Raw genomic sequence first — 20,572 nt, forward strand, 5'->3', positions numbered from 1 at the left:
AATGCTTGAAACTGAGCGAGTAATTATTAGAGCGTTTAATACTGCTGACTTACAAGATTTGTACGAGATTTTCTCTGACGAAGAATTGATGTTTTATACTTCTGAACCTTTTACATACTTACAAACACAAAATTTTTTAAATACTTTCTGCATCAATAAGCACCCAACAGTTGCTTATGCTGTCATGCTAAAAAGTACTCATAAAGTCATTGGTTACATTCTTTTCAAAGAGACTAAAACGGAAAAATCGTTTGAAATTGGGTGGTGGATTAACCGAAATTACTGGAACCAAGGATTAGCTTTGGAAAGCTGTCAAGCCTTAATAAATAACGCATTCTCTTTAAATATAGCGAATGAAATTATCGCTGAAACGTGTGATCAAGAAAAAAGTATTCCGCTTATGAAAAAATTAGGGATGTCACAATTCAATTTTTGTCCATCAGCGATGACAAATAATAACGGTGAGTTTTTGGATTTATACTGGTACTGTCTTAAGAAAAAATAAAACTCCCATATGGGAGTTTTATTTTTGGATATGAATGTCAGCGCTGACCGCAACATTACCACTCAGTGCTTTTGAAATCATGCAGCTACTTTCTGCTTTTTTCGCCAGTTTTTCAGCTAATTCCATTTGATGCGCTGTGGCGTCTGCTTTTAGTTTTAAATAAAGATGATGCTGGATGCCTTCGTAGTTAAAGATGCCATTTGTCACGTCCACAACACCATCAGAAGTAACTTTAAAATCAAGCGGTTCGATTTGATTTCGCTCAAGCAGGGCAGCCAAGGTAATCGTATAGCAGGTACTTGCTGCGCCCAAAAGCATTTCGTCGGGATTGGTTCCTTCACCTGGCCCAGCCATCGTCGCTGGAACAGAAATAGCCGTTTGAATGACGCCTGTATTGATTTGACCGGTCGCATTTCGTCCGCCAGGCCACTGGATTGATGATGAAAAATGATGTTTTTCTGTTGACATATTCCCCTCTTTTCATCAAAATTATACCATAAAAAAACGAGTTCATTCATTGCCCCGTTTTCCTTTTTATTGGTGCATTCTTTTTCGTGCCAAAAGCCGAGAAAGTGCTAAAATCCATGTCATCAGCGTGAAAGCTAATGCAAAGAAGAAGGCAATATGCATTCCTTGCAAGAAGACGTCTGGCTGTTTAGGTAGGTAACTATTGACTTTTGTGGCTGTAATTTTTGACATTGAAAAGAACAAGATAATCGTAGCAAGCGAGGTTCCCAAGACGAAAGCAAAATTTCGAGCCAACGAATTGACTGATCCTGCAATGCCGAGGTATCTTCTTTCCACCGTTTCCATAATCAAGGCATTATTTGGACTTTGGAAAATTCCAACGGATCCACCTTGGAGCAATAGGACAAATGCGACCCACCACGATGGTGTCTGGGAAGTGATCAGTAAGTAACCCACTTGAGACAGGGCAATTCCTGAAATTCCAACAAATGTAACAATTTCTTTATCCACCTTGTCAGCAATAATTCCTGCAATCGGACTCATAATCAGCATGGCTAGCGGATAACACATCATGAACAAGCCCGCAAGTCCGGGCTGAAAAGCACGATAATCTTGCAAATAAAAGGGCATCAAAATGCTAGAAAACATAGCAACCGTAAAATTTAAAAGGGCCATGATTAAGCTAAGTGAAAATAATTTGGATTTGAAAATCCCCAAGTCAAGTAAGGGAGCAGGACTCTTTTGTTCCGTCCGAATAAAGAGGGCGAATAAAATGAGCCCCAAAACGACTGCTGATAAAATCAAAGGATTTGTAAAGCCGAGCGTCATGCCAAAATTCAAAGCTAGGAAAAGAAGGACAATGACTGCTGTCATCAATGACCCACCTTTCAAATCCATATCCGACAGCTTTCCATGTCCATTTGTGGTTGGAAGGGCGCGATTGCCAAAAATCCAAGCTGCAATTCCGATAGGCACATTAATCCAAAAAATATAATTCCACGAGGCTACTTGCAAAATCACACCGCCAATGGCAGGCCCTGCAATCGACCCGGCTGATACAAACATTGACACAACTGACAAGGCTTTGGCGCGACTTTCAGCCGGAAATATCTGAGAGACAATCCCAAAACTTGTCGCCATCATCATAGAAGCCCCAATCGCTTGAATAATTCGAGCGAAAAGGAGGAAAGGCAGCCCAAAGCCAAAATTAAAACCTGCTAGAAAGGAACCCAGAATAAAAATAGCCCAGCCAATCTTGGTCACTTTTGCTTTGCCTATCAGATCTGACAAGCGTCCAAAAATGAGAATGATTGCCGAAATCACAATCAGATAAATCGTTACCACCCATGTAATTTCAGCCGTTGATGTGTGAAGTTCACGAGACATGGTCGGCAGCGCGATGTTGACAATCGACCCGTCCAAAGTGGACATAAATGTAAAAATACCAATAGCAATCAACGCTTTTGTGCGTTCCGTCATTTTTTCTCTTTTCATACTTATAATTATTTAAAGCAACTAATAATTTTAAAGGAATTCTTGACTTTTGTCAAAAAGAAAAATTCTGTCAGCACTGACAAAAAAAGAAAGCTCTCACCTTCTTTTCATTTCATTTTTATAAGAAATCAACAAATTCGTCAACTTCTTCAGTATCCCAATTTTCACCTGAAATTGTAGTGACCATAATGCCTTCAACTGCACGATTGACCAAACCTTCTACATCAAAACGTGTTTCGTATTGGAGACAGTTATCAAGTTTTGGATTTGTTTTTGGTGCAGGGGGTGCAAAAACTGTACAGCAGTCTTCAAATGGCAAAATTGAAAGGTTGAACGTGTCAATTTTTTCAGCAATTTCAATGATTTCAATCTTATCCATCGTCACAACAGGACGAATAACGGGTGTATTGGTTACCTCATTGATGACAGACATTGACCCAAGTGTTTGTGACGCCACTTGTCCAAGACTTTCCCCATTGATGATGACTTTCCCAACACGATTTTCACGGATTTTGTCAACTACGCGCATCATGAAACGGCGTGTCAAAGTCATCAGATAAGCTTGAGGTGCCTTTGCTTTGATTTCTTCTTGAATTTCGGTAAATGGTACTTCAATAAATTGTATTGAACCACCGAAAACAGTCAATTTGGCTGCCAAATCCTTGGCTTTTTTAAGGGCTCCTGGGCTAGTATAAGGAGGACTTGCAAAATGCACGGCCTCAATCTCAACGCCACGTTTCAAAGCCAAATAACCTGCAACAGGGCTATCAATTCCACCAGACAACATCAAATGTCCACGACCAGCAGTCCCAACAGGCATTCCACCTGCTCCTTTAATTGTCTCGTAGCTCAAATAAGCTGCATCTTGGCGAATTTCAACCCGAAGCGTAATATCAGGTTTTTTCATCTGCACTTTAGCATAATCAAAATTGTCAAAAACAACATCGCCAAGTGTCAAATTTATTTCTGTAGAATCTAGTTCAAAATCATGGTCTGCACGACGCGCAGCGATTTTGAACGTCATTCCGTCAGTATAAATTTCTTTAAATAAATCAGCAACAGCTGCTTCAATCGCAGGCATTGTTTTTTCTACTTTAATTGATGGAGAAAAATTTTGAATTCCAAAAACTTTCGTCAATCGTCTAGAAACTTCGGCATAGTCAGTGCCATTCAAAACAATATGTGCGCGGTCGCGAACGGCTGAAATTTTTAATTCTGTCAGGTCTGACAAGACTTCACGAATGTTTTTTGCCAAACGGTTAATGAAAAATCCGCGATTTTTCCCTTTCGTTGAAAGCTCACCATACCGAACCATGATTTCGTCATAATAAACGGTCATTTACTTCCTCTTTCATTAGTTATCTTATTTTCAAATGTTCATCGTGCTTTTTCCAAAACACGCAACGTTCCAATTATAGCATAAACTTGAAGCAAAAGGACTTATGATTTCCGCAAGAATGACAAAAAGCAGAATTCTCATTCTGCTTTGTCTTATCCCTCAATTTTTGTGAGGGTACCGTCTTCAATCCGATAGACACTATCGCTGTGTTCAATCATCCGAATATCATGTGTCACCATGATAGTAGCTTTATTTTTATCATGTGCTTCTTTTTTCAAAAGCTCAACCACTTGATAAGCCCGATCCGTATCCAAACTTGCTGTTGGCTCATCTGCCAAAATCAAGCTAGGATCATTGTACAACGCGCGCGCAATCGCCACACGTTGTCTTTCACCACCTGACAATTCGCCAGGATATTTTTTACGCAAATCTTCAATATCTAAAGCCTGCAAGAGTCCTTTTACTTCTTGGCCTGACACTTTTTTTCTGTTGATTTTATCAATCAATCTGAATTGATCTTCAACATTGAGATAAGGGATCAAGTTGGAAGCCTGTAAAATAAAACCGACTTCTTTGAAACGCAATTTGGAACGCTCTTTTTCATTTAAGTTGGTAAAGTTCTTTCCGTTTATTGAAATCGTTCCAGATGTTGGCGTTTGAAGACCACCAGAAATCGTCAGGAACGTACTTTTTCCTGAGCCAGATGGCCCGATGATAGAGACAAATTCGCCCTCTTTAACTGTAATATCAATACCTTTGAGGGCTTGAACTTCAGTATGCCCTTGACCAAAACTTTTTACGACTTGCTTCATTTCTAAAATATTTTTCATGTTAGGCTCCAATCGCTTTTGTAGGGTCAACTTTTCGAACGGTAAAGACTGAAAAGGCTGATCCGATAATTGAGACAAAGACTAAGATAATGCTGTAAATTGTCCAGTCATTGAAGTTAATGCCAAATGGCATCGCTGACGGCAAGATGAAACTTGTCCCGTAGCTTACCAAATAAGCAAGACCGACACCAAAAATTCCTACCCAGAATCCTTGCCAAAGCAACGATTTAGCAATGACAGCATTTGAAATTCCTTGAGCCTTCATGATACCGAAAACTGGAACTTTTTGTAGGGTAATCACATACATGAAGACCGCCACAATCATCATTACTATCAAGAACATGAAATAAATCATGGCATCTAAAGTTGTTTGTTGAGCGGTATAACCCGGAATATTATTGATCAATTCGTCCGTCGAAATGGTCTTTAAAGTCCCTGAGGCAACCTTGTCAGTACTGACAGTTCCTGATTTGACAACCAGTGCGTTGACAAAAGGAGGTGTGTCAGTTCTGACATTATTTTGAACTTGAGTCAATGTGCCAAATGTAGTGTAAATCACCGGCGTTGCAGAATATTGAGCGGATTTAGAAATCCCAACAATTTTTACCTTGGTCTTGTGATTTCCAATTTTAATCTCGTCTCCGACTTTGAAACCTTCATCAACAAGTCCTTGTGAAACAACGGCTTCAGCGGCATCCCCGTCTGAATACATATTTCCTTCCACTATTTCTGGCTTAATCACAGAATCCACAGGCATGGCAAAAATGGTAACATTGACCCGGTCAGCATCTGACTTATCCACAGAGGTTGTGAATAAAGACAGGGTTGACGTTTCTCCACCTTCAATTTTATCCAAATCTTCTTGTGAAATTTGAGAACCATTTAGCAAATTATTTGAGCTGTCAGAAAGGACAACTTTCTTGGCATCCCAGTTAACGACAGCTTCCTTAAATTCATTCCCCAAGCCTGTTGCCAGTCCTGACAAAATGAGAACCACATAAGCAATCAAAAAAATGATACTGCCAATTAAAAAATAGCGCGATTTATAATGTAAAATTTCTCTTGTTGATAAGAACATTTTTTCTACTCCTGTTTTTCTACTTTTGTTAGAGTGTTAATCCCGTTGATGAGTACTGAAATTTCACTATCGTAATGCGCAATAAAAGTTGTAGCGTCCCAATTTTTACTATACAGTTGATAAATTAAATCATGTACCACTGCTTTAAAGACCTGAATTGTAGCATTATTTTTTCGTTCTTTTTCAAAACTGGTCACCATTCGTTCAGACCAGGCCTGATCCAATTCATAATTCCAATCTAAAAAACGAAAACGATAGAGCGACGCTCGCTCCCCATGCAAAAGTTCATCAACAAGTAAATACTTGTAGCGTTCTAATGCTTCATCTAGCGAATAGTGCTTGATCAACTCCATGAAAATTTCATGAAGCTCTGTCGTTTCTTTTGATAAAACGTAAAAATAACAATCCGTCAAATCCTCAAAATATTGATAAAAACTTCCACGCGGAATATCTAATGCTTTCACGATATGCATAATTTTGGCATCATGGAATGAATATTTTTCAAACTCCTGTTTGCAGGCTTGATAAACACGCATTCTTTTTTCATCAGGAAGACTAAAATAAGTTTCTTTAGGCATCTTAACTCTCTTTTCCTTGAAATGACACAGTGTCATTTCTTGTTTTTATTTTATCAAAGCAAAAAATACTTGTCAATTTATTTAATTAAAAAAACCAGAAAAAATTCTGGTTTTATTTTAGCAAAAGTGAAATAAGTAAGAGCGCAAGCAAGACTTGAAAGGCGATGGTGGCAAAGCCATAAATCATCAGCTTCTTTCCCGCTTTGATAAATTCAATGATATTCAACCGTAAACCAATCGCAGCAAGTGCAATCGTCTCGCACCAAGAACTCAGAAAATGTGCTGCATCGGAAACAAAAGGAAGAAAGTGAATTCCGGTATTTAGGACACACAAAATCAAAAAGCCAAGCACATACCAAGGCAGAAAACTATTCCGTTTCACTGTGATTTGGTTTGATTTACTGCTTTGACCTTGTTCACGACGATGTTGCATTCCGAAAAACAAAACTACGAAAACAAGCAACATGATACGCATGATTTTGAATAGGGTCGCAGTGGTCGTTGTGGCTTGATTGACCATGGTTCCTGATGCTACAACTTGTCCAACTGACTGAACCGTACCACCAATCAATGCCCCACGTAAAAAATTGGAACTGCCAAAAACCCAAGTCCCAATAGCAGGCAATGTCAGCATGAGTACCGTTCCCATTAGATTGACCATGGTAATCGATGTTCGGCGTTCTTTGATTGTCGCACCTACGACGGGATCCACTGCCGCAATAGCAGACGATCCACAGACCGCGTTTCCTGCCGCCATCAATCTGGCATCATTTTTGGAAAAGCCAAGTTTGCCACCAATAAACAGGACGAAGGCAATGGTCAGTGTCATTTGAAGCACAATAAAGGCAACGCCAGACCAACCCAATTTTTGAATGGTTTGGAAAGTTATGGTCGCACCTAAGAGCATCACCGAATACTCAAGTAACTTTTTTTCAGACCAAGCCGTTCCGCTCTCAAGTTGGGGCTGATGAAAATAAAGATTTCCTAAAATTATCCCCAACAAAATCGAAATGGTCGGTGCACCAAGACCTGTCAGCACGGACAGGTTTAAAAAGTAAGCAATAATCGCAATCAGCACAGACAAAGTAATGCCTATGACATCTTTTTTCTTAAACATTTTTCCATTATATCAGTTTCAACTGACTTTGGCGGAAATAAAATAAAGGCATTTAAAAAAATTTTTCAAGTAGCGTACGCCCGTTTTTTCTAGCCATTAAAATGACTGAAAAAAAGGCGATAGAGACTTGTCCGTTTTTTCTAGCCATTAAAATGGCTGAAAAAAAGGCACCCGCACTCACCTCGGATACCATTTTTATTAGGAGTATTATGAAAAATTTATTTTGGAATAAATATAGTATAACAGTGACTACTTAACTGTGTCTAAATTCAAACTTATTTGAAACTGAACTTTAATAAAACAAAAAAAATCACCAACGGTGACTTTTTTATTTTTTCAAATGATAATTGTAGCTTGCCAAGATAATATCTTCATGAGAATTCAAAGCGACACGCAAACGTAAACCGGTTTGATTGTGGAACATATTTTCCCATGGTTTAGACGGGATAAAGTTCGGAATGATAACCGTCGTTGTAAAGTTGTGCTTCTTCGCATTTTTACTTGCCAAACTGATATAACGAATGGACGGTGCAACAATGTCACGATAATTGGTTCGAATGACTGTCAAATGTAAATCTGGGAAGGTTTGCTCAAATTCATTTTCTATTTCTTGTTCTTTTTGCGTATTTTCTTTGGTCGAAACATGAAGGGCAATCACGTAATCACCGATAGAACGGGCATAGTTGATCGCACCTAAATCTACATTGGTCACATTTCCGACGAGAACAATAACAGTATTTCCATCAAATTTATGCTCTGCCACACCTTCGCGTAGGCGTAATTGTTCAGCCACATTGATGTAGTGGTGATGAACCCGCATAAAGGCGAAAATCAAGATTGGTAAAACGATAAAGAATGGCCAAATCTCTGCAGTACGGAAAATCAACAAAATCAAAACAACTGAGAATGAAATGACCGCACCAATGATATTTGGAATGGAATGTAAAATAAATTTATTTCCCAAACGACGTTTCCAATGAACGACCATCCCGATTTGTGCCAAAGTAAATGGCGTAAAGACTCCAATCGCATACAAGGGAATCAAACGTTCTGTTTCCCCCTTGAAAATCAAGAGTAAGACAATCGCTCCAGCCGCCAGGCTGATGATTCCGTTTGAATAGCTCAACCGGTCGCCTCTGGCTGTAAACATGTGTGGCATGTATTTATTTTTAGCCATGTTGAACGCCAAAACAGGAAAGGCTGAATAACCTGTATTTGCCGCTACCGCTAAAATCAAGGCTGTTGAAAGTTGGAAAATAAAGAACATGACCCGTCCAAGCGTACTCTCACCAAGTAGCCCATTGGCCATTTGTGCAATGACCGTCACATTTCCCCCTGGAACAAGTCCCATCCAATATGATAAGAAGACAACCCCTGCAAAGAAGACGGCAAGGATGGTTCCCATCATGACCAATGTCAATGAGGCATTGTGTTCTTTTGGACGCTTGAAAAATGGCACAGCATTTGAGATAGCTTCAACACCTGTCAGCGATGACGAACCTGTCGAGAATGCTTTCAAAAGCAAGATTAAACTCACACCTCCGATAGATGCACCGATGTGCGCGTGAGCTTGAAATGGCAGGCTTCCAGTTGAAATTCTAAAAACCCCAACGCCAAGCAAAATGAAAGTACTGACAATAAAGGTATAAACGGGAATCATCAGAAATGATGCTGATTCACGCAGACCACGTAAATTCATGAACATCAGAACCAATGCCAGTACGATGGCAATTTCTAGATTGTAAGCATACAATTCAGGAAAGGCTGAGGTAATCGCATCGGCTCCTGATGAAGTCGAAACTGCAACAGTCAGCATATAATCGACCAAGAGCGAACCACCTGAAATCAAACCAGGAATGGTTCCCAAATTTTCGGTCGAAACCAGATATGCACCACCGCCAGAAGGATAAGCATGAATGACCTGAGTATAACTCCAAATCAAGGCAAACAAAAGCACCAAAATAACAGCTGCAATCGGAACTGAATACCAAGTTGCTGCTGCCCCTACTGCCATCAAGACCAAAAGAATTTGTTCTGGGCCGTAGGCAACTGACGAAAGTGCATCTGATGAAAGCATCGCTAAAGCCTGAGTTTTGTTCAACAAATTAGAATCATCTGCTGAAGATTTCAGAGGTTTACCGATTAAAATTTCTTTTAATTTCTTAAACACTTTTTCTACTCCTAAAGTAATAACAAATTATTATAGCATTTTTTTAAAAATATGACAGCTTTTATTTTTAAAATTTTTAAAAATTTAATAATCCGCTTGATAATTGATATTTCTATGCTATATCAACAAAGTAAAGTGTAAATTTCCTAAAAATATGTTAAAATAGGCTTGAATAAACTTTACAAGGAGCTATTTAAATTGGCTGAAATTGAAGAATTAAATGACCAAATGAAAGTTCGTCGTGAAAAAATGGAAAATCTGCGCGCTGCAGGGATTGATCCATTTGGCACAAAATTTGTACGAACTCATAATTCTGCTGAATTACACACAGAATTTGACGCGGACTCAAAGGAAGAACTTGAAGCTAAAGGGCTTAAAGCGACCGTTGCTGGACGTATGATGACAAAACGTGGAAAAGGTAAAGTCGGCTTCGCCCATCTCCAAGACCGCGAAGGACAAATCCAAATCTACGTTCGTAAAGACGCTGTTGGCGAAGAAAATTACGAAATTTTCAAAAAAGCAGACCTCGGTGATTTCCTCGGAATTGATGGCGACATCATGAAAACAGATACCGGCGAAGTAACGATTAAAGCAACTCATATTACTTTCTTGAGCAAAGCTTTGCGTCCATTGCCTGAAAAATTCCACGGCTTGACTGACACTGAAACACGTTACCGTAAACGTTACCTTGATTTGATTTCAAATCGTGAAAGCTTTGACCGCTTTATCACACGTTCACGTATCATTTCTGAAATTCGTCGTTACATGAACAGCCTTGGCTTTATCGAAGTTGAAACACCAATCTTGCAAAACGAAGCTGGTGGAGCTGCTGCACGTCCATTCTTTACACATCACAACACACTTGATATTGATATGGCTCTCCGTATCGCAACAGAACTTCATTTGAAACGTTTGATTGTTGGGGGCATGGAAAAAGTTTATGAAATGGGCCGTATTTTCCGTAATGAAGGAATGGACCAAACACATAACCCTGAATTTACAACAATGGAAAGTTATGAAGCTTACGCTGACTTCAACGATGTCATGGACTTAGTCGAAGGAATTTTCCAAACTGTTGCTCAAAATGTTGTTGGCAAAGAAGTTTTGGACTACGATGGTCACGAAATCAACATGGCTGGTAAATACCGTCGTGTTCACATGGTTGACGCTATCAAGGAAGTTTCTGGTGTTGATTTCTGGACACCAATGACTTTTGAAGAAGCTGCTAAAATTGCTGCTGAACACAACATTCATCTTGACCCTCACATGAATACTGTTGGTCACATCATCAATGAATTCTTTGAAACTTATGTTGAAGAAACATTGATTCAACCAACTTTCGTTTTCGGACATCCAAAAGAAATTTCACCACTTGCTAAAGCAAATGCTGAAGATGGACGTTTCACTGACCGTTTCGAATTCTTTATTGATGGTCACGAATTTGCCAATGCCTTCTCTGAATTGAACGATCCAATCGATCAATTGGAACGTTTCGAAAAACAAGCCGAAGCCAAAGAACTTGGCGACGACGAAGCCACAGGAATTGACTACGACTTTGTCGAAGCACTCGAACACGGTATGCCACCAACAGGTGGACTCGGAATTGGGATTGACCGTTTGGTTATGTTGTTCACAGAAACAACAAGCATTCGCGATGTCTTGCTCTTCCCTACAATGAAATAAAAAAAGCTGTCAGTTCTGACAGCTTTTTTTATTTCATTGGAACATCATTGACCTTGTTTATCTTCGAAACTTTAGACATCTTTGGCGTCAACTGAGCAAAGCAATAACTTCTTCCTTGACGGATTTGAAGCAAGTATTCATTTTTCTTCCCTTTGAGCAAATAATTTCCTTCATTGAGTGAGCTTACCGTTCCCTTATCAGAATTTCCTTCCTCAGAGAAAACAAATGTTGATTGGTCACTATTGACAGAAAGTGATTTGATTTGTTCAGGTTGTCCCCACTGATAAGCGCCGTTTGGTGACATAGGTGTTGCAATCACAAAATAATGATAGGCAGTAATCGAGACAATAGCCACAAGGATTAAAGCAACAACTTGCACTAAAAATTTAATGAATTTGTTTTGCATAAACATTCTCCTTTGTCAAATCATTTTCAAATCCATAACGAATAAAGACCTCTCTTGAACCCCCACCTAAATATCTTCCATAAAGCGCATATTTCTTAATTGTATAATATTTTTCTACATACACTCTAAAATAATGAGTTTTATCTGGGACAGACACGAATAATCCACCTCCTGAACTTGACGAATATCCTAAAGAAAACTGAATAAATCGGATGCGATTCCAATATTTAGACTTGGGCTAAAACTTCCGCCGTCCGACCAATAAAATCCACCTCCTGTTCTAAATCGAACAGGTCCACTGTCTCCTGCGAAACCCTGTGCTATAACCTGCGTAGTTGAATTGAGGACTTCCTTATTTATCATTGGCGTATCAACATCAGCTTTTGTTTTTTCCATTTTCATCGTCAAACACGCCGTGATAAGAACTGAAGCTACTAATAATTTACATTTCTTATAATACATAAAATCACCCAAAATATCTAGTCAAATATGACAAAATTCTGATTTAATATCAGATTGCTTAAATTAACATCGGCTAAATTATGTGGCTAGCTTCACATATCTTTTCCGTAATCATATTATGGCATAAATCAAAAAAACTCATTATAAAAATCCCTATATAGGGATTTTTATAATGAGTTTTTTTTAAATCGTACTTGAAAGATATTTAAAGAAGTTGCTCATATCTTGACAATCCAAAGTATCAAAAATGTTTATGCATTCATTTATTTTTTTTCTACCAAGTTCTATATTGAAAAATTTATATTCATAATATCCTTCCATGAATAAAATACAATTTTTCAGGAATAAGTCATCATTTTCAGTCATTTTCTGAATATCTTTTAGAAAATTTTCACTATCATTTTTATCCCCTAGTAAAATTAATATAAAAATTCCCTTCAAAAAAATTTGGACAATATAACGCCTATATTGCCTAATACTAGTAAATTGTGAAGTCTCTTCTTTCATCAGTTTTAGTATTTTGACGATTCTTTTTTCATCTATTTGTCCAATAGAAAACTGCAAAATTGAAAACTCAAATATTCCCCATGTTTCGATACTAAAAATGAAGTCAACTAGCTTCTCCCTTTCTAAATAAGTAAGTTTTCCACCTCTCTCAAAATCATAAATTAAACTTTTGAGAGCAATTTTTAGAAGAGGAGATTTTATTTTATACATTATTTTCTTGATCTTTAAAACATCCCTTGAATAGTAAGCATCATAAATTTCATCATACATTTCTTTGAACTCACTATTACGATATGATAAATAAGTTTGGTTAAATTCATAAAAGGTAATATCCATAAACTCTAATGCTTGATAAAACTGATGTACAGGAAGCGAAGTTTCTCCTCTTTCAAAGCGTGAAATCGACGATTTCGAAATGCCCAGTTCAACAAAACTTGATTGCTTAAATCCCAATTTTTTTCGGATTTCCTTAAATGCATTATTGATTTGATTTTCCATTGTTATCTCTTTTTGAATTATTTTTAGTAACACGCATAAAAACTAAACACAATCTTTCCGCTTTTATCAATTCTCCAAATAAAGTTGCCAAATTTGGTCAAATAGGGTCAAATTGAAATAAAATGGGGCATGAGTTTCCAGATAAGTGGAAATTTCTTCAAAATCTTTACTTTGTTTTGGAAATAGTGAATCATGAAATGCCAAATTGGCAAGTCGAGTCACATCATCAACTTCGATGGGTGCACGATATTTCATTAAAAATCTGTAAAATGACATGTCTTTTTCACCTTTCTAGTTATTCAGACCAATGCTTCAAAATGAAGTCGCGGCGGTCTTGAATTTCTTCTTTATATTCTTCTGGGTGCTTGCGATAAAAGCCTTGATGATAACTCTCAGCTGGCCAAAAAACTTGGGCTGGTTCAATGCTTGTCACGATTGCTTCGTCAAAACGTCCCGAGTTTTGTAAGGCTTGTTTAGACTTGTCAGCAATGACAGCCTGCTCTGGCGTCGTATAAAAGATGACGGGACGATAGTTGTCGCCACGATCTTCAAATTGGCCAAAGGCATCCGTTGGATCCGTCGTCTGCCAATACAATTCGACCAAATCTTCATAGTTGACAAGCTCATTGTCAAAAATAATTTCGATTGCTTCCGTATGTCCAGTTAAATGTTGCTTGACCTGTTCATAGGTTGGATTGGCAAAATCTCCGCCTGTATAGCCACTCGTGACGGTCAAAATCCCTTCACGTTCTTCAAAAGGTTGTACCATGCACCAAAAACAGCCGCCAGCAAATATTGCTTTTTCTTTTGCCATAAGTCTTTCTCACTTTCTTTGTTTTATTATAACACAGCTTTTTATTTTTTCTGGCTTAAAAAGTCCATTAAGCTAGATATACAGCTCTTTCTAGCCTATCATAAATATTAGTGATTTGGTCTTTTAAAAAATATATGATAATTTTCAAAATATTTATCACTTTTATCTTTACATTTTATATTAAAGCGAGTATAATCAATTTTATCGTATTCCAAAGAATTCAGAATACTTAGTACAATATCGAAAATAATAATATAAAGAGGAAAATATCATGAAAAATTGGAAAAAAGTCAGCTTAGGAACCGCAACTTTAGCATCAGCAGCCTTACTTGCAGCATGTAGCTCAACATCTGCAACATCAAAAGTCCCATCACTCGCAATTCCCACAGACATCTCAACACTCGACTCAACGCTCAACACAGATACTTATTCAAATCTTTTCATCGGTAACACTGAAGAAGGCGCAACCCGTGTTGCTGCAAACGGTGACGCTGCAAATGCTTTGGCAACTTCTGTTACTGAATCAGCTGATGGCTTAACGTGGACAATCAAACTTCGCTCAGGCTTGAAATGGTCAAACGGCGACGCATTGACAGCCAAAGACTTTGTTTATGCATGGCAACGAGCGGTCAATCCTACTACTGGGTCACAATACGCTTACTTACTTGGCAACATCAAAAATGCAAACAAAATCATGGCTCTGAAGACTGCCACGCAAGCTGACCTTGACACACTTGGTGTCAAAGCTGACAGCGACACTCAGTTGACCGTTACGTTGACTCAACCAACACCTTACTTCAAATTCTTACTGGCTGAATCTGTTTATTATCCATTGGATCAAAAATTTGTCACTCAACAAGGAAAAAATTATGGTACTTCATCTACCAAAACCGTTTATGACGGGCCATTCGTCTTTAAAGGTTCTGGTTGGACAGGAACAAACGAAAGTTTCGTCCTTGTAAAAAATCCTAACTACTATGACAAAGCCAATGTAAAATCAAACGAAATTGACTTGCAAGTCGTTAAAAATCCAAATACTGCCGTTCAACTTTTCAAACAAGGCAAGCTCAGCCAAGTAGCACTGGGAACTGCTGAACTTTACAATGCCAACAAGACTTACACCAAAAATGCACAACTTGTTGAACTTAAAGAATCTACAACAGACTATCTCGAATACAACCAATCTGGCAAAGGCACTACAAGTACTACTGCTGCCAAAGCTTTGCAAAACAAAGACATTCGTGAAGCTTTGAACCTTGCTACTGACCGCGCTTCTATCGCGAGTCAAACTACTGCAGACTCTAAACCTGCGACTGGTTTCACCCCAGCAGGCATGGCAAAAACACAAACTGGCGAAGACTTTTCCAAATATGTCGCACAACCTTATGCCTATGACCTAGCAAAAGCCAAAGCACTTTGGGAAAAGGGCTTGAAAGAAATCGGCGTTACAGCAGTCAATCTCTCTTATGAAACAGATGCAGATGCTCCTACTGCAAAAGCACAAGCAGACTTCCTCCAAACAGCCTATGCCAAAGCCCTACCTGGTTTAACCATCACTGAAAAAATCGTCCCATTCCAACAACGTTTGAAAGACGCCGCCAATCATCAATTTGACATCGTTAACTCCCTTTGGGGTGGCGACTACGCTGAACCATCAACCTTCCTCCAACTCTTTGCTGCCGGTTCTGGTTACAATGACGGTGGCTTCACAAATGCTGCCTATCAAGCCGCTTGGACAAAAGCTTCAACCCTACCTGATGTCAGCAATGACGCTGCTCGTAATGCCGACTATAAAGCGGCTGAACAAGCGCTTTATGACCAAGCAAACATCAATCCAATCTTCTTCCGTACGACACCTGCCCTCCGTAGCACTTCGCTTGAAGGATTGAACTTCCACGGAACAGGGCTTGAATACGACTTGAAGACTGTTTACGTCAAGTAAACGACATTTAAAACTCATCTAAGTTCCAATAAATTTTTACCCAAACTACGTTAAAGGACAACTTGTATCCCCTCATACAAGTTGTTTTTTTGATAATTTCTAAAAAAGGATAATATTATTCTTTACATTCTAAACTGAATGAACTATAATAACACTAATCGTATTTTATAAATTACGGTAAATAATTAAGATAGTTTTGCTATCGAAAGAGGAAATTTTCATGAAAACTTGGAAAAAAATTGGTTTAGGAACAGTCGTTTTAACTTCTGCAACCCTTTTGGCTGCTTGTGGTTCTTCAACTGCAACATCAAAAGTACCACAACTTAGTATTCCAACAGACATCGCAACGCTCGATTCAACACTTGAAACAGATACTTATTCAAACATCTTTGTCGGAAATACCGAAGAAGGTGCCACTCGTGTTGGTACAGACGGCCTTGCTGCAAATGCTTTGGCAACATCTATCACTGAATCTGCTGATGGTTTGACTTGGACAATCAAACTTCGCTCAGGTTTGAAATGGTCAAACGGAGACGCATTGACTGCCAAAGACTTTGTTTACGCTTGGCAACGTGCGGTCAATCCTGCCACAGGATCACAATACGCTTATTTGATGGGTAGCCTCAAAAATGCCAACAAAATCATGGCTCTGAAATCTGCTACTCAAGCTGACCTTGACACACTTGGTGTCAAAGCTGACAGCGATACGCAGTTGACTGTTACATTGGCTCAACCAACACCTTACTTCAAGTTCTTGCTGGCGGAATCTGTTTACTTCCCATTAAATCAAAAATTTGTCACTCAACAAGGCAAAAACTACGGAACATCATCTGCTAAAACACTTTACGATGGCCCATACATTTACAAAGGTAACGGTTGGACAGGAACAAACGAAAGTTTTGCACTTATCAAAAACCCTAACTACTATGACAAAGCCAATGTTAAATCAAACGAAATCGACATTCAAGTCATCAAAACACAGACAACAGCCGTTCAACTTTACAAACAAGGTAAACTTGATTTAGTAACGCTCGGCACACCTGACTTGTACAATGCCAATAAGGCTTACACTAAAAATACAAAATTGGTCAGCTTAAAAGAAGCCACAACCAACTTCATCGAATTTAACCAAACAGGTAAAGGCACTACAAGCACAACTGCTGCCAAAGCTTTGCAAAACAAAGACATTCGTGAAGCCATCAATCTGGCAACTGACCGCTCATCAATCACCTCTCAAACAACCTCTGATTCTACTGTAGCAACTGGTTTCGTCCCTGCTGGTATGGCAAAAACACAAACTGGTGAAGATTTTGCAAAATACGCTGCACAACCTTATACTTACGATACTTCTAAAGCAAAAACACTTTGGGAAAAAGGCTTGAAAGAAATCGGAGCAAGTTCTGTTAACCTTTCTTATGAAACAGACTCAGACTCAGTTGGAGCTAAAGAACAAGCTGATTTCTTACAGACTTCTCTTGCTAAAACACTTCCTGGCTTGACCATCACCGAAAAAATCGTTCCTTTCCAACAACGTTTGAAAGACTCTGCAAATCATCAATTTGACTTGGTTGATACCCTTTGGGGTGGCGACTACGCTGAACCTTCAACCTTCCTCAACCTCTTCCTTCCTGGTTCAGGACAAAATGACGGTGGTTTTAGCAATGCAGAATATAACACTGCTTATACAAAAGCATCAACGCTTCCTGATGTCAGCAATGACGCTGCTCGTAATGCCGACTATAAAGCGGCTGAACAAGCCCTTTATGACCAATCAAGCATCGACCCTATCTTCTTCCGTACAACACCAGCCCTCCAAAGTACCTCTCTCGAAGGCCTTGCCTTCCACGGTACTGGACTTGAGTATGACTTCAAGACATTGTATATCAAATAACAAACAAAAAAGATTGACCAGCAGTTCAATCTTTTTTGTTTTATACTAATTCTGTTCCAGCAGGGCTTTGTTTGATTTTTCCTTGTTTCATCAAACCACCAAGCGCTTTTTTAAACTGTCCTTTTGAAATACCGAAAGTCGCTTTGATTTCATCAGGATTTGATTTGTCATTGAAAGCCATCTTGCCTCCCATTGATTCAAGATAGGCGAGAATCATTTGGCTATCTGCGTCCAACATTTCGTATGCACGTGGCTTAGCTGACAAATTGAGTGAACGGTCTTCCTTACGGAAGCCAATCACGCGCACTTGCATTTCTTGACCAATACGAGGAAGGGTAAAGCGTTCATTTGGATGAATGAAACCAAGCATGTTGTTATCTGGAAGATAAACGAATGTGCCAGACTCTTTATTTCGATAAACGATAGCGCGCAGATTTTGGTTGTTCATATTGTCATAAGCGACATTAGCCAACTGCCAAAAATCTTCATGCCATGCAAGATGTCCCCAAATGCGCCCTTTTCTATCGACAACCAATTTAACATAAAGTTGGTCACCTTTTTTAGGCCAGGTTTCTTTTTCAAGTGGCAAATCATCGAGTGAAACGACGATGTCTTTACCAGGAAGTCCTGTGTCCAAAAAGACACCTAAGTCTTTTCTGACATCAGTGACAACGCCCCAGCCAAATGTTTCTTGTGTTGCTGTTTGCGGGATAGTCGTGAAACGAACATGTTCAGCTTTATCCACATAAGTAAAGCCTGTTACAAGGTCGCCCGTTGCGTGTTCTCCCTCTTCTTTTGCCAAACGAAAGATCGTATCTCCCTTTTGTAAAAAGTAAAATTGTTCTCCTTCCTCCACAATCAAAGCAGAGATAGTTTGTGCAATATAATTTTCCATTGATTCCTCTTTGTCATCGTTTAAGATGACGAATTATTCTTAAAAACGGCCCAAAGAGCCGTTTTTTAGTCGAGTCCATTCTGATATGAAACAGAACAGACATTGAATTAGATGTCCAAAAGTTCTTTTTCTTTTACTGATGCGAGACGGTCAGCCTCTTTGATTGCGTCATCAGTCACTTTTTGTACATCTTTTTCAAGTGATTTACGGTCATCTTCAGTAATTTCTTTTGCTTTTTCTTGTTTCTTAACGGCGTCCATTGCATCGCGGCGAACGTTGCGGATTGCAATTTTCCCTGCTTCAATGTATTTGCCCATTTCTTTAACCAATTCTTTACGGCGTTCTTCAGTCAACATTGGAATAACCAAACGAATAACAGAGCCGTCATTCGCAGGTGTAATTCCCAAATCGCTTTCGTACAAAGCTTTTTCGATGTCTTTCAAGATTGTCTTGTCAAATGGTGTAACCATCAAGACACGTGCTTCAGGAACAGTAACTGATGCTAATTGATTAAGTGGTGTTGGTGCGCCGTAGTAAACGACTTGAATACGGTCAAGCAAGCTTGCATTGGCACGTCCTGCACGAATGTGTGCCAATTCGCGTTGCAAACTAGCGAGGGATTGATTCATTTTTTCTTTTGCGTTATCGATAATTTCGTTAGCCATTTTTTCTTTCTGTCAGTGCTGACAATCAGCCAAGTGGGTGCTGACAGACTCCTTTATTCTATTTTTTTCGTTTATTAGATATTATTCAACTGTTGTTCCGATGTTTTCACCGAGAACAACGCGTTTGATATTTCCCATTTCGTTCATGTTGAAGACAACAAGTGGGATATGGTTATCCATTGACATGGTTGATGCCGTTGTATCCATGACATGAAGGCCTTTTGTGATGACGTCCATGTGGGTCAAGTTTTCAAACTTAACAGCATTCGTGTCAAGTTTTGGATCGGCATTGTAAACACCGTCAACGCCATTTTTAGCCATCAAGATGACATCAGCATTGATTTCTGCGGCACGTAAAGCAGAAGTTGTATCTGTTGAGAAATAAGGTGAACCCGTTCCACCAGCAAAGATAACAATTCTTCCTTTTTCAAGGTGACGTTCAGCACGACGACGGATATAAGGTTCAGCAACTGCAGGCATTGAGATTGCGGTCATTACACGTGTATCTACACCGAGATTTTCAAGTGCTGATTGGACAAACAAACCATTTTGAATGGTTGCAAGCATTCCCATGTAATCGGCTTGGGCGCGTTCCATTCCAGCTTTTTCACCAGTAATGCCACGCCAGATGTTTCCACCACCACAAACGATTGCAATTTCAGCTCCTAAAGCGTGGACTTCCTTGATTTCTTTAGCTACTTCTTTTGCTGTTTCAGGATCAAAGCCGAAGCCTTTTTCACCAGAAAGTGCTTCACCAGATAGTTTCAAAAGTACACGTTTATATTTAATTTCAGCCATGATTCCTCCAGAAGATTGAAATCGTTCGTTTCTTGAACTCATTCGTTTTTATTCAATTAAACATGGAAAAACGAGTGTGTCAGCTGTGACGACACTCTATTTTCCCCATTTTCTCTATTTTACCATAATTTAGCCATGAAAAAAAGGCAGAATATCGCCTTTTTCATTTTTACTTTTGAATGATTGTTAGGACAAGACCTACAAGCAGCAGGCCACCAAACAAAATAAGCACTACTCCCAAAAGGATAATCAAGAGTCGAATAAAACTCACGGGCATTTTGGAATCTGCAAAATTTGTTTCCAAGAGTTTTTTCTTTACGATAAGTATTATCCCACCTGCAATAAATCCCAAAGCACACAAGGCCACAATCATTATCGAGCCTGCCGACATTTTAATCCTCCTCATCAATAAGCAACTATCCATATGCGCCT

The 20,572-nt window shown here is 39.0% G+C and carries 22 protein-coding genes; 4 read left to right on the forward strand and 18 right to left on the reverse strand.

Annotation, left to right across the window (positions count from 1 at the left end; genetic code table 11):
* Nucleotide 1: 1 nt before the first annotated feature.
* Nucleotides 2-505: a GNAT family N-acetyltransferase gene (locus tag GHI45_RS04635; RefSeq protein ID WP_228386014.1), complete on the forward strand. Its 504-nt coding sequence runs from the start codon at nucleotides 2-4 to the stop codon at nucleotides 503-505.
* Between the two features lie 18 nt (nucleotides 506-523).
* On the opposite strand, the gene GHI45_RS04640 is transcribed toward GHI45_RS04635, so the two are convergent.
* From GHI45_RS04640 to GHI45_RS04675, 8 genes are all read right to left on the reverse strand, one after another.
* Nucleotides 524-973: an SACOL1771 family peroxiredoxin gene (locus GHI45_RS04640; protein ID WP_147779748.1), complete on the reverse strand. Its 450-nt coding sequence runs from the start codon at nucleotides 971-973 to the stop codon at nucleotides 524-526.
* Between the two features lie 66 nt (nucleotides 974-1,039).
* Nucleotides 1,040-2,452, reverse strand: a complete 1,413-nt coding sequence (locus GHI45_RS04645; protein ID WP_147779747.1) for an MFS transporter — start codon at nucleotides 2,450-2,452, stop codon at nucleotides 1,040-1,042.
* Nucleotides 2,453-2,585: 133 nt separating this feature from the next.
* Nucleotides 2,586-3,806: a tRNA uracil 4-sulfurtransferase ThiI gene (gene thiI, locus GHI45_RS04650; protein ID WP_147779746.1), complete on the reverse strand. Its 1,221-nt coding sequence runs from the start codon at nucleotides 3,804-3,806 to the stop codon at nucleotides 2,586-2,588.
* Nucleotides 3,807-3,958: 152 nt separating this feature from the next.
* A complete protein-coding gene (locus GHI45_RS04655; RefSeq protein WP_147779745.1) occupies nucleotides 3,959-4,636 on the reverse strand; it encodes an ABC transporter ATP-binding protein in 678 nt (225 codons plus the stop codon).
* A 1-nt stretch (nucleotide 4,637) separates the two neighbouring features.
* Complete coding sequence (locus tag GHI45_RS04660; protein ID WP_147779744.1) at nucleotides 4,638-5,714, reverse strand: ABC transporter permease; 1,077 nt, start codon at nucleotides 5,712-5,714, stop codon at nucleotides 4,638-4,640.
* A 5-nt stretch (nucleotides 5,715-5,719) separates the two neighbouring features.
* On the reverse strand, nucleotides 5,720-6,292 hold the full coding sequence (locus GHI45_RS04665; RefSeq protein ID WP_147779743.1) for a TetR/AcrR family transcriptional regulator: 573 nt from the start codon (nucleotides 6,290-6,292) through the stop codon (nucleotides 5,720-5,722).
* 112 nt (nucleotides 6,293-6,404) lie between these two features.
* Complete coding sequence (locus GHI45_RS04670) at nucleotides 6,405-7,409, reverse strand: YeiH family protein (protein ID WP_147779742.1); 1,005 nt, start codon at nucleotides 7,407-7,409, stop codon at nucleotides 6,405-6,407.
* A 328-nt stretch (nucleotides 7,410-7,737) separates the two neighbouring features.
* Complete coding sequence (locus tag GHI45_RS04675) at nucleotides 7,738-9,579, reverse strand: APC family permease (RefSeq protein WP_187230078.1); 1,842 nt, start codon at nucleotides 9,577-9,579, stop codon at nucleotides 7,738-7,740.
* Nucleotides 9,580-9,807: 228 nt separating this feature from the next.
* On the opposite strand from GHI45_RS04675, the gene lysS reads away from it, so the two are divergent.
* A complete protein-coding gene (gene lysS, locus GHI45_RS04680; RefSeq protein ID WP_187230081.1) occupies nucleotides 9,808-11,262 on the forward strand; it encodes a lysine--tRNA ligase in 1,455 nt (484 codons plus the stop codon).
* 28 nt (nucleotides 11,263-11,290) lie between these two features.
* On the opposite strand, the gene GHI45_RS04685 is transcribed toward lysS, so the two are convergent.
* The 6 genes from GHI45_RS04685 to msrA all read right to left on the reverse strand — a co-directional run bounded on the left by GHI45_RS04685 (nucleotide 11,291) and on the right by msrA (nucleotide 13,949).
* Nucleotides 11,291-11,668, reverse strand: coding sequence for a hypothetical protein (locus GHI45_RS04685; protein WP_147779740.1), 378 nt, complete (start codon nucleotides 11,666-11,668; stop codon nucleotides 11,291-11,293).
* Entirely contained in the window at nucleotides 11,649-11,825 is a 177-nt protein-coding gene (locus GHI45_RS04690) for a hypothetical protein (RefSeq protein WP_153497406.1), read from the reverse strand. Before GHI45_RS04690 ends, GHI45_RS04685 begins: the two co-directional genes overlap by 20 nt.
* Before the next feature lie 32 nt (nucleotides 11,826-11,857).
* Nucleotides 11,858-12,064, reverse strand: coding sequence for a hypothetical protein (locus GHI45_RS04695; RefSeq protein ID WP_147779739.1), 207 nt, complete (start codon nucleotides 12,062-12,064; stop codon nucleotides 11,858-11,860).
* Nucleotides 12,065-12,313: 249 nt separating this feature from the next.
* Entirely contained in the window at nucleotides 12,314-13,135 is an 822-nt protein-coding gene (locus tag GHI45_RS04700; protein ID WP_147779738.1) for an Rgg/GadR/MutR family transcriptional regulator, read from the reverse strand.
* A gap of 66 nt (nucleotides 13,136-13,201) precedes the next feature.
* The gene (locus GHI45_RS04705; RefSeq protein ID WP_147779737.1) at nucleotides 13,202-13,411 is read right to left on the reverse strand and encodes a YozE family protein; all 210 of its coding nucleotides are present in this window, start codon (nucleotides 13,409-13,411) and stop codon (nucleotides 13,202-13,204) included.
* Between the two features lie 19 nt (nucleotides 13,412-13,430).
* Nucleotides 13,431-13,949: a peptide-methionine (S)-S-oxide reductase MsrA gene (gene msrA / locus GHI45_RS04710; RefSeq protein WP_147779736.1), complete on the reverse strand. Its 519-nt coding sequence runs from the start codon at nucleotides 13,947-13,949 to the stop codon at nucleotides 13,431-13,433.
* A gap of 271 nt (nucleotides 13,950-14,220) precedes the next feature.
* On the opposite strand from msrA, the gene GHI45_RS04715 reads away from it, so the two are divergent.
* Together GHI45_RS04715 and GHI45_RS04720 are read left to right on the forward strand one after the other, a co-directional pair.
* Nucleotides 14,221-15,891, forward strand: coding sequence for a peptide ABC transporter substrate-binding protein (locus tag GHI45_RS04715; RefSeq protein ID WP_147779735.1), 1,671 nt, complete (start codon nucleotides 14,221-14,223; stop codon nucleotides 15,889-15,891).
* Between the two features lie 220 nt (nucleotides 15,892-16,111).
* Nucleotides 16,112-17,782: a peptide ABC transporter substrate-binding protein gene (locus GHI45_RS04720; protein ID WP_147779734.1), complete on the forward strand. Its 1,671-nt coding sequence runs from the start codon at nucleotides 16,112-16,114 to the stop codon at nucleotides 17,780-17,782.
* Nucleotides 17,783-17,822: 40 nt separating this feature from the next.
* Here the strand turns inward: GHI45_RS04720 and GHI45_RS04725 are convergent, their stop codons facing one another.
* From GHI45_RS04725 to GHI45_RS04740, 4 genes are all read right to left on the reverse strand, one after another.
* Nucleotides 17,823-18,677 (reverse strand): S1 RNA-binding domain-containing protein, encoded by an 855-nt coding sequence (locus GHI45_RS04725; RefSeq protein WP_147779733.1) that lies wholly within the window; start codon nucleotides 18,675-18,677, stop codon nucleotides 17,823-17,825.
* A gap of 107 nt (nucleotides 18,678-18,784) precedes the next feature.
* Complete coding sequence (gene frr / locus GHI45_RS04730) at nucleotides 18,785-19,342, reverse strand: ribosome recycling factor (protein ID WP_147779732.1); 558 nt, start codon at nucleotides 19,340-19,342, stop codon at nucleotides 18,785-18,787.
* An 81-nt stretch (nucleotides 19,343-19,423) separates the two neighbouring features.
* Complete coding sequence (gene pyrH / locus GHI45_RS04735) at nucleotides 19,424-20,140, reverse strand: UMP kinase (RefSeq protein WP_147779731.1); 717 nt, start codon at nucleotides 20,138-20,140, stop codon at nucleotides 19,424-19,426.
* A gap of 169 nt (nucleotides 20,141-20,309) precedes the next feature.
* Nucleotides 20,310-20,531: a hypothetical protein gene (locus GHI45_RS04740; protein ID WP_147779730.1), complete on the reverse strand. Its 222-nt coding sequence runs from the start codon at nucleotides 20,529-20,531 to the stop codon at nucleotides 20,310-20,312.
* Nucleotides 20,532-20,572: the final 41 nt, after the last annotated feature.

This window comes from Lactococcus sp. dk101 (genome assembly GCF_009601055.1).
Classification (GTDB): domain Bacteria; phylum Bacillota; class Bacilli; order Lactobacillales; family Streptococcaceae; genus Lactococcus.

Excerpts from the sequence above, each read along its gene's own strand:
- GHI45_RS04635 (WP_228386014.1), top strand. The coding sequence starts at position 2 with ATGCTTGAAACTGAGCGAGTAATTATTAGAGCGTTTAATACTGCTGAC.
- GHI45_RS04640 (WP_147779748.1), bottom strand. The coding sequence starts at position 973 with ATGTCAACAGAAAAACATCATTTTTCATCATCAATCCAGTGGCCTGGC.
- GHI45_RS04645 (WP_147779747.1), bottom strand. The coding sequence starts at position 2,452 with ATGACGGAACGCACAAAAGCGTTGATTGCTATTGGTATTTTTACATTT.
- thiI (WP_147779746.1), bottom strand. The coding sequence starts at position 3,806 with ATGACCGTTTATTATGACGAAATCATGGTTCGGTATGGTGAGCTTTCA.
- GHI45_RS04655 (WP_147779745.1), bottom strand. The coding sequence starts at position 4,636 with ATGAAAAATATTTTAGAAATGAAGCAAGTCGTAAAAAGTTTTGGTCAA.
- GHI45_RS04660 (WP_147779744.1), bottom strand. The coding sequence starts at position 5,714 with ATGTTCTTATCAACAAGAGAAATTTTACATTATAAATCGCGCTATTTT.
- GHI45_RS04665 (WP_147779743.1), bottom strand. The coding sequence starts at position 6,292 with ATGCCTAAAGAAACTTATTTTAGTCTTCCTGATGAAAAAAGAATGCGT.
- GHI45_RS04670 (WP_147779742.1), bottom strand. The coding sequence starts at position 7,409 with ATGTTTAAGAAAAAAGATGTCATAGGCATTACTTTGTCTGTGCTGATT.
- lysS (WP_187230081.1), top strand. The coding sequence starts at position 9,808 with ATGAAAGTTCGTCGTGAAAAAATGGAAAATCTGCGCGCTGCAGGGATT.
- GHI45_RS04685 (WP_147779740.1), bottom strand. The coding sequence starts at position 11,668 with ATGCAAAACAAATTCATTAAATTTTTAGTGCAAGTTGTTGCTTTAATC.
- GHI45_RS04695 (WP_147779739.1), bottom strand. The coding sequence starts at position 12,064 with ATGGAAAAAACAAAAGCTGATGTTGATACGCCAATGATAAATAAGGAA.
- GHI45_RS04700 (WP_147779738.1), bottom strand. The coding sequence starts at position 13,135 with ATGGAAAATCAAATCAATAATGCATTTAAGGAAATCCGAAAAAAATTG.
- GHI45_RS04705 (WP_147779737.1), bottom strand. The coding sequence starts at position 13,411 with ATGTCATTTTACAGATTTTTAATGAAATATCGTGCACCCATCGAAGTT.
- msrA (WP_147779736.1), bottom strand. The coding sequence starts at position 13,949 with ATGGCAAAAGAAAAAGCAATATTTGCTGGCGGCTGTTTTTGGTGCATG.
- GHI45_RS04715 (WP_147779735.1), top strand. The coding sequence starts at position 14,221 with ATGAAAAATTGGAAAAAAGTCAGCTTAGGAACCGCAACTTTAGCATCA.
- GHI45_RS04720 (WP_147779734.1), top strand. The coding sequence starts at position 16,112 with ATGAAAACTTGGAAAAAAATTGGTTTAGGAACAGTCGTTTTAACTTCT.
- GHI45_RS04725 (WP_147779733.1), bottom strand. The coding sequence starts at position 18,677 with ATGGAAAATTATATTGCACAAACTATCTCTGCTTTGATTGTGGAGGAA.
- frr (WP_147779732.1), bottom strand. The coding sequence starts at position 19,342 with ATGGCTAACGAAATTATCGATAACGCAAAAGAAAAAATGAATCAATCC.
- pyrH (WP_147779731.1), bottom strand. The coding sequence starts at position 20,140 with ATGGCTGAAATTAAATATAAACGTGTACTTTTGAAACTATCTGGTGAA.
- GHI45_RS04740 (WP_147779730.1), bottom strand. The coding sequence starts at position 20,531 with ATGTCGGCAGGCTCGATAATGATTGTGGCCTTGTGTGCTTTGGGATTT.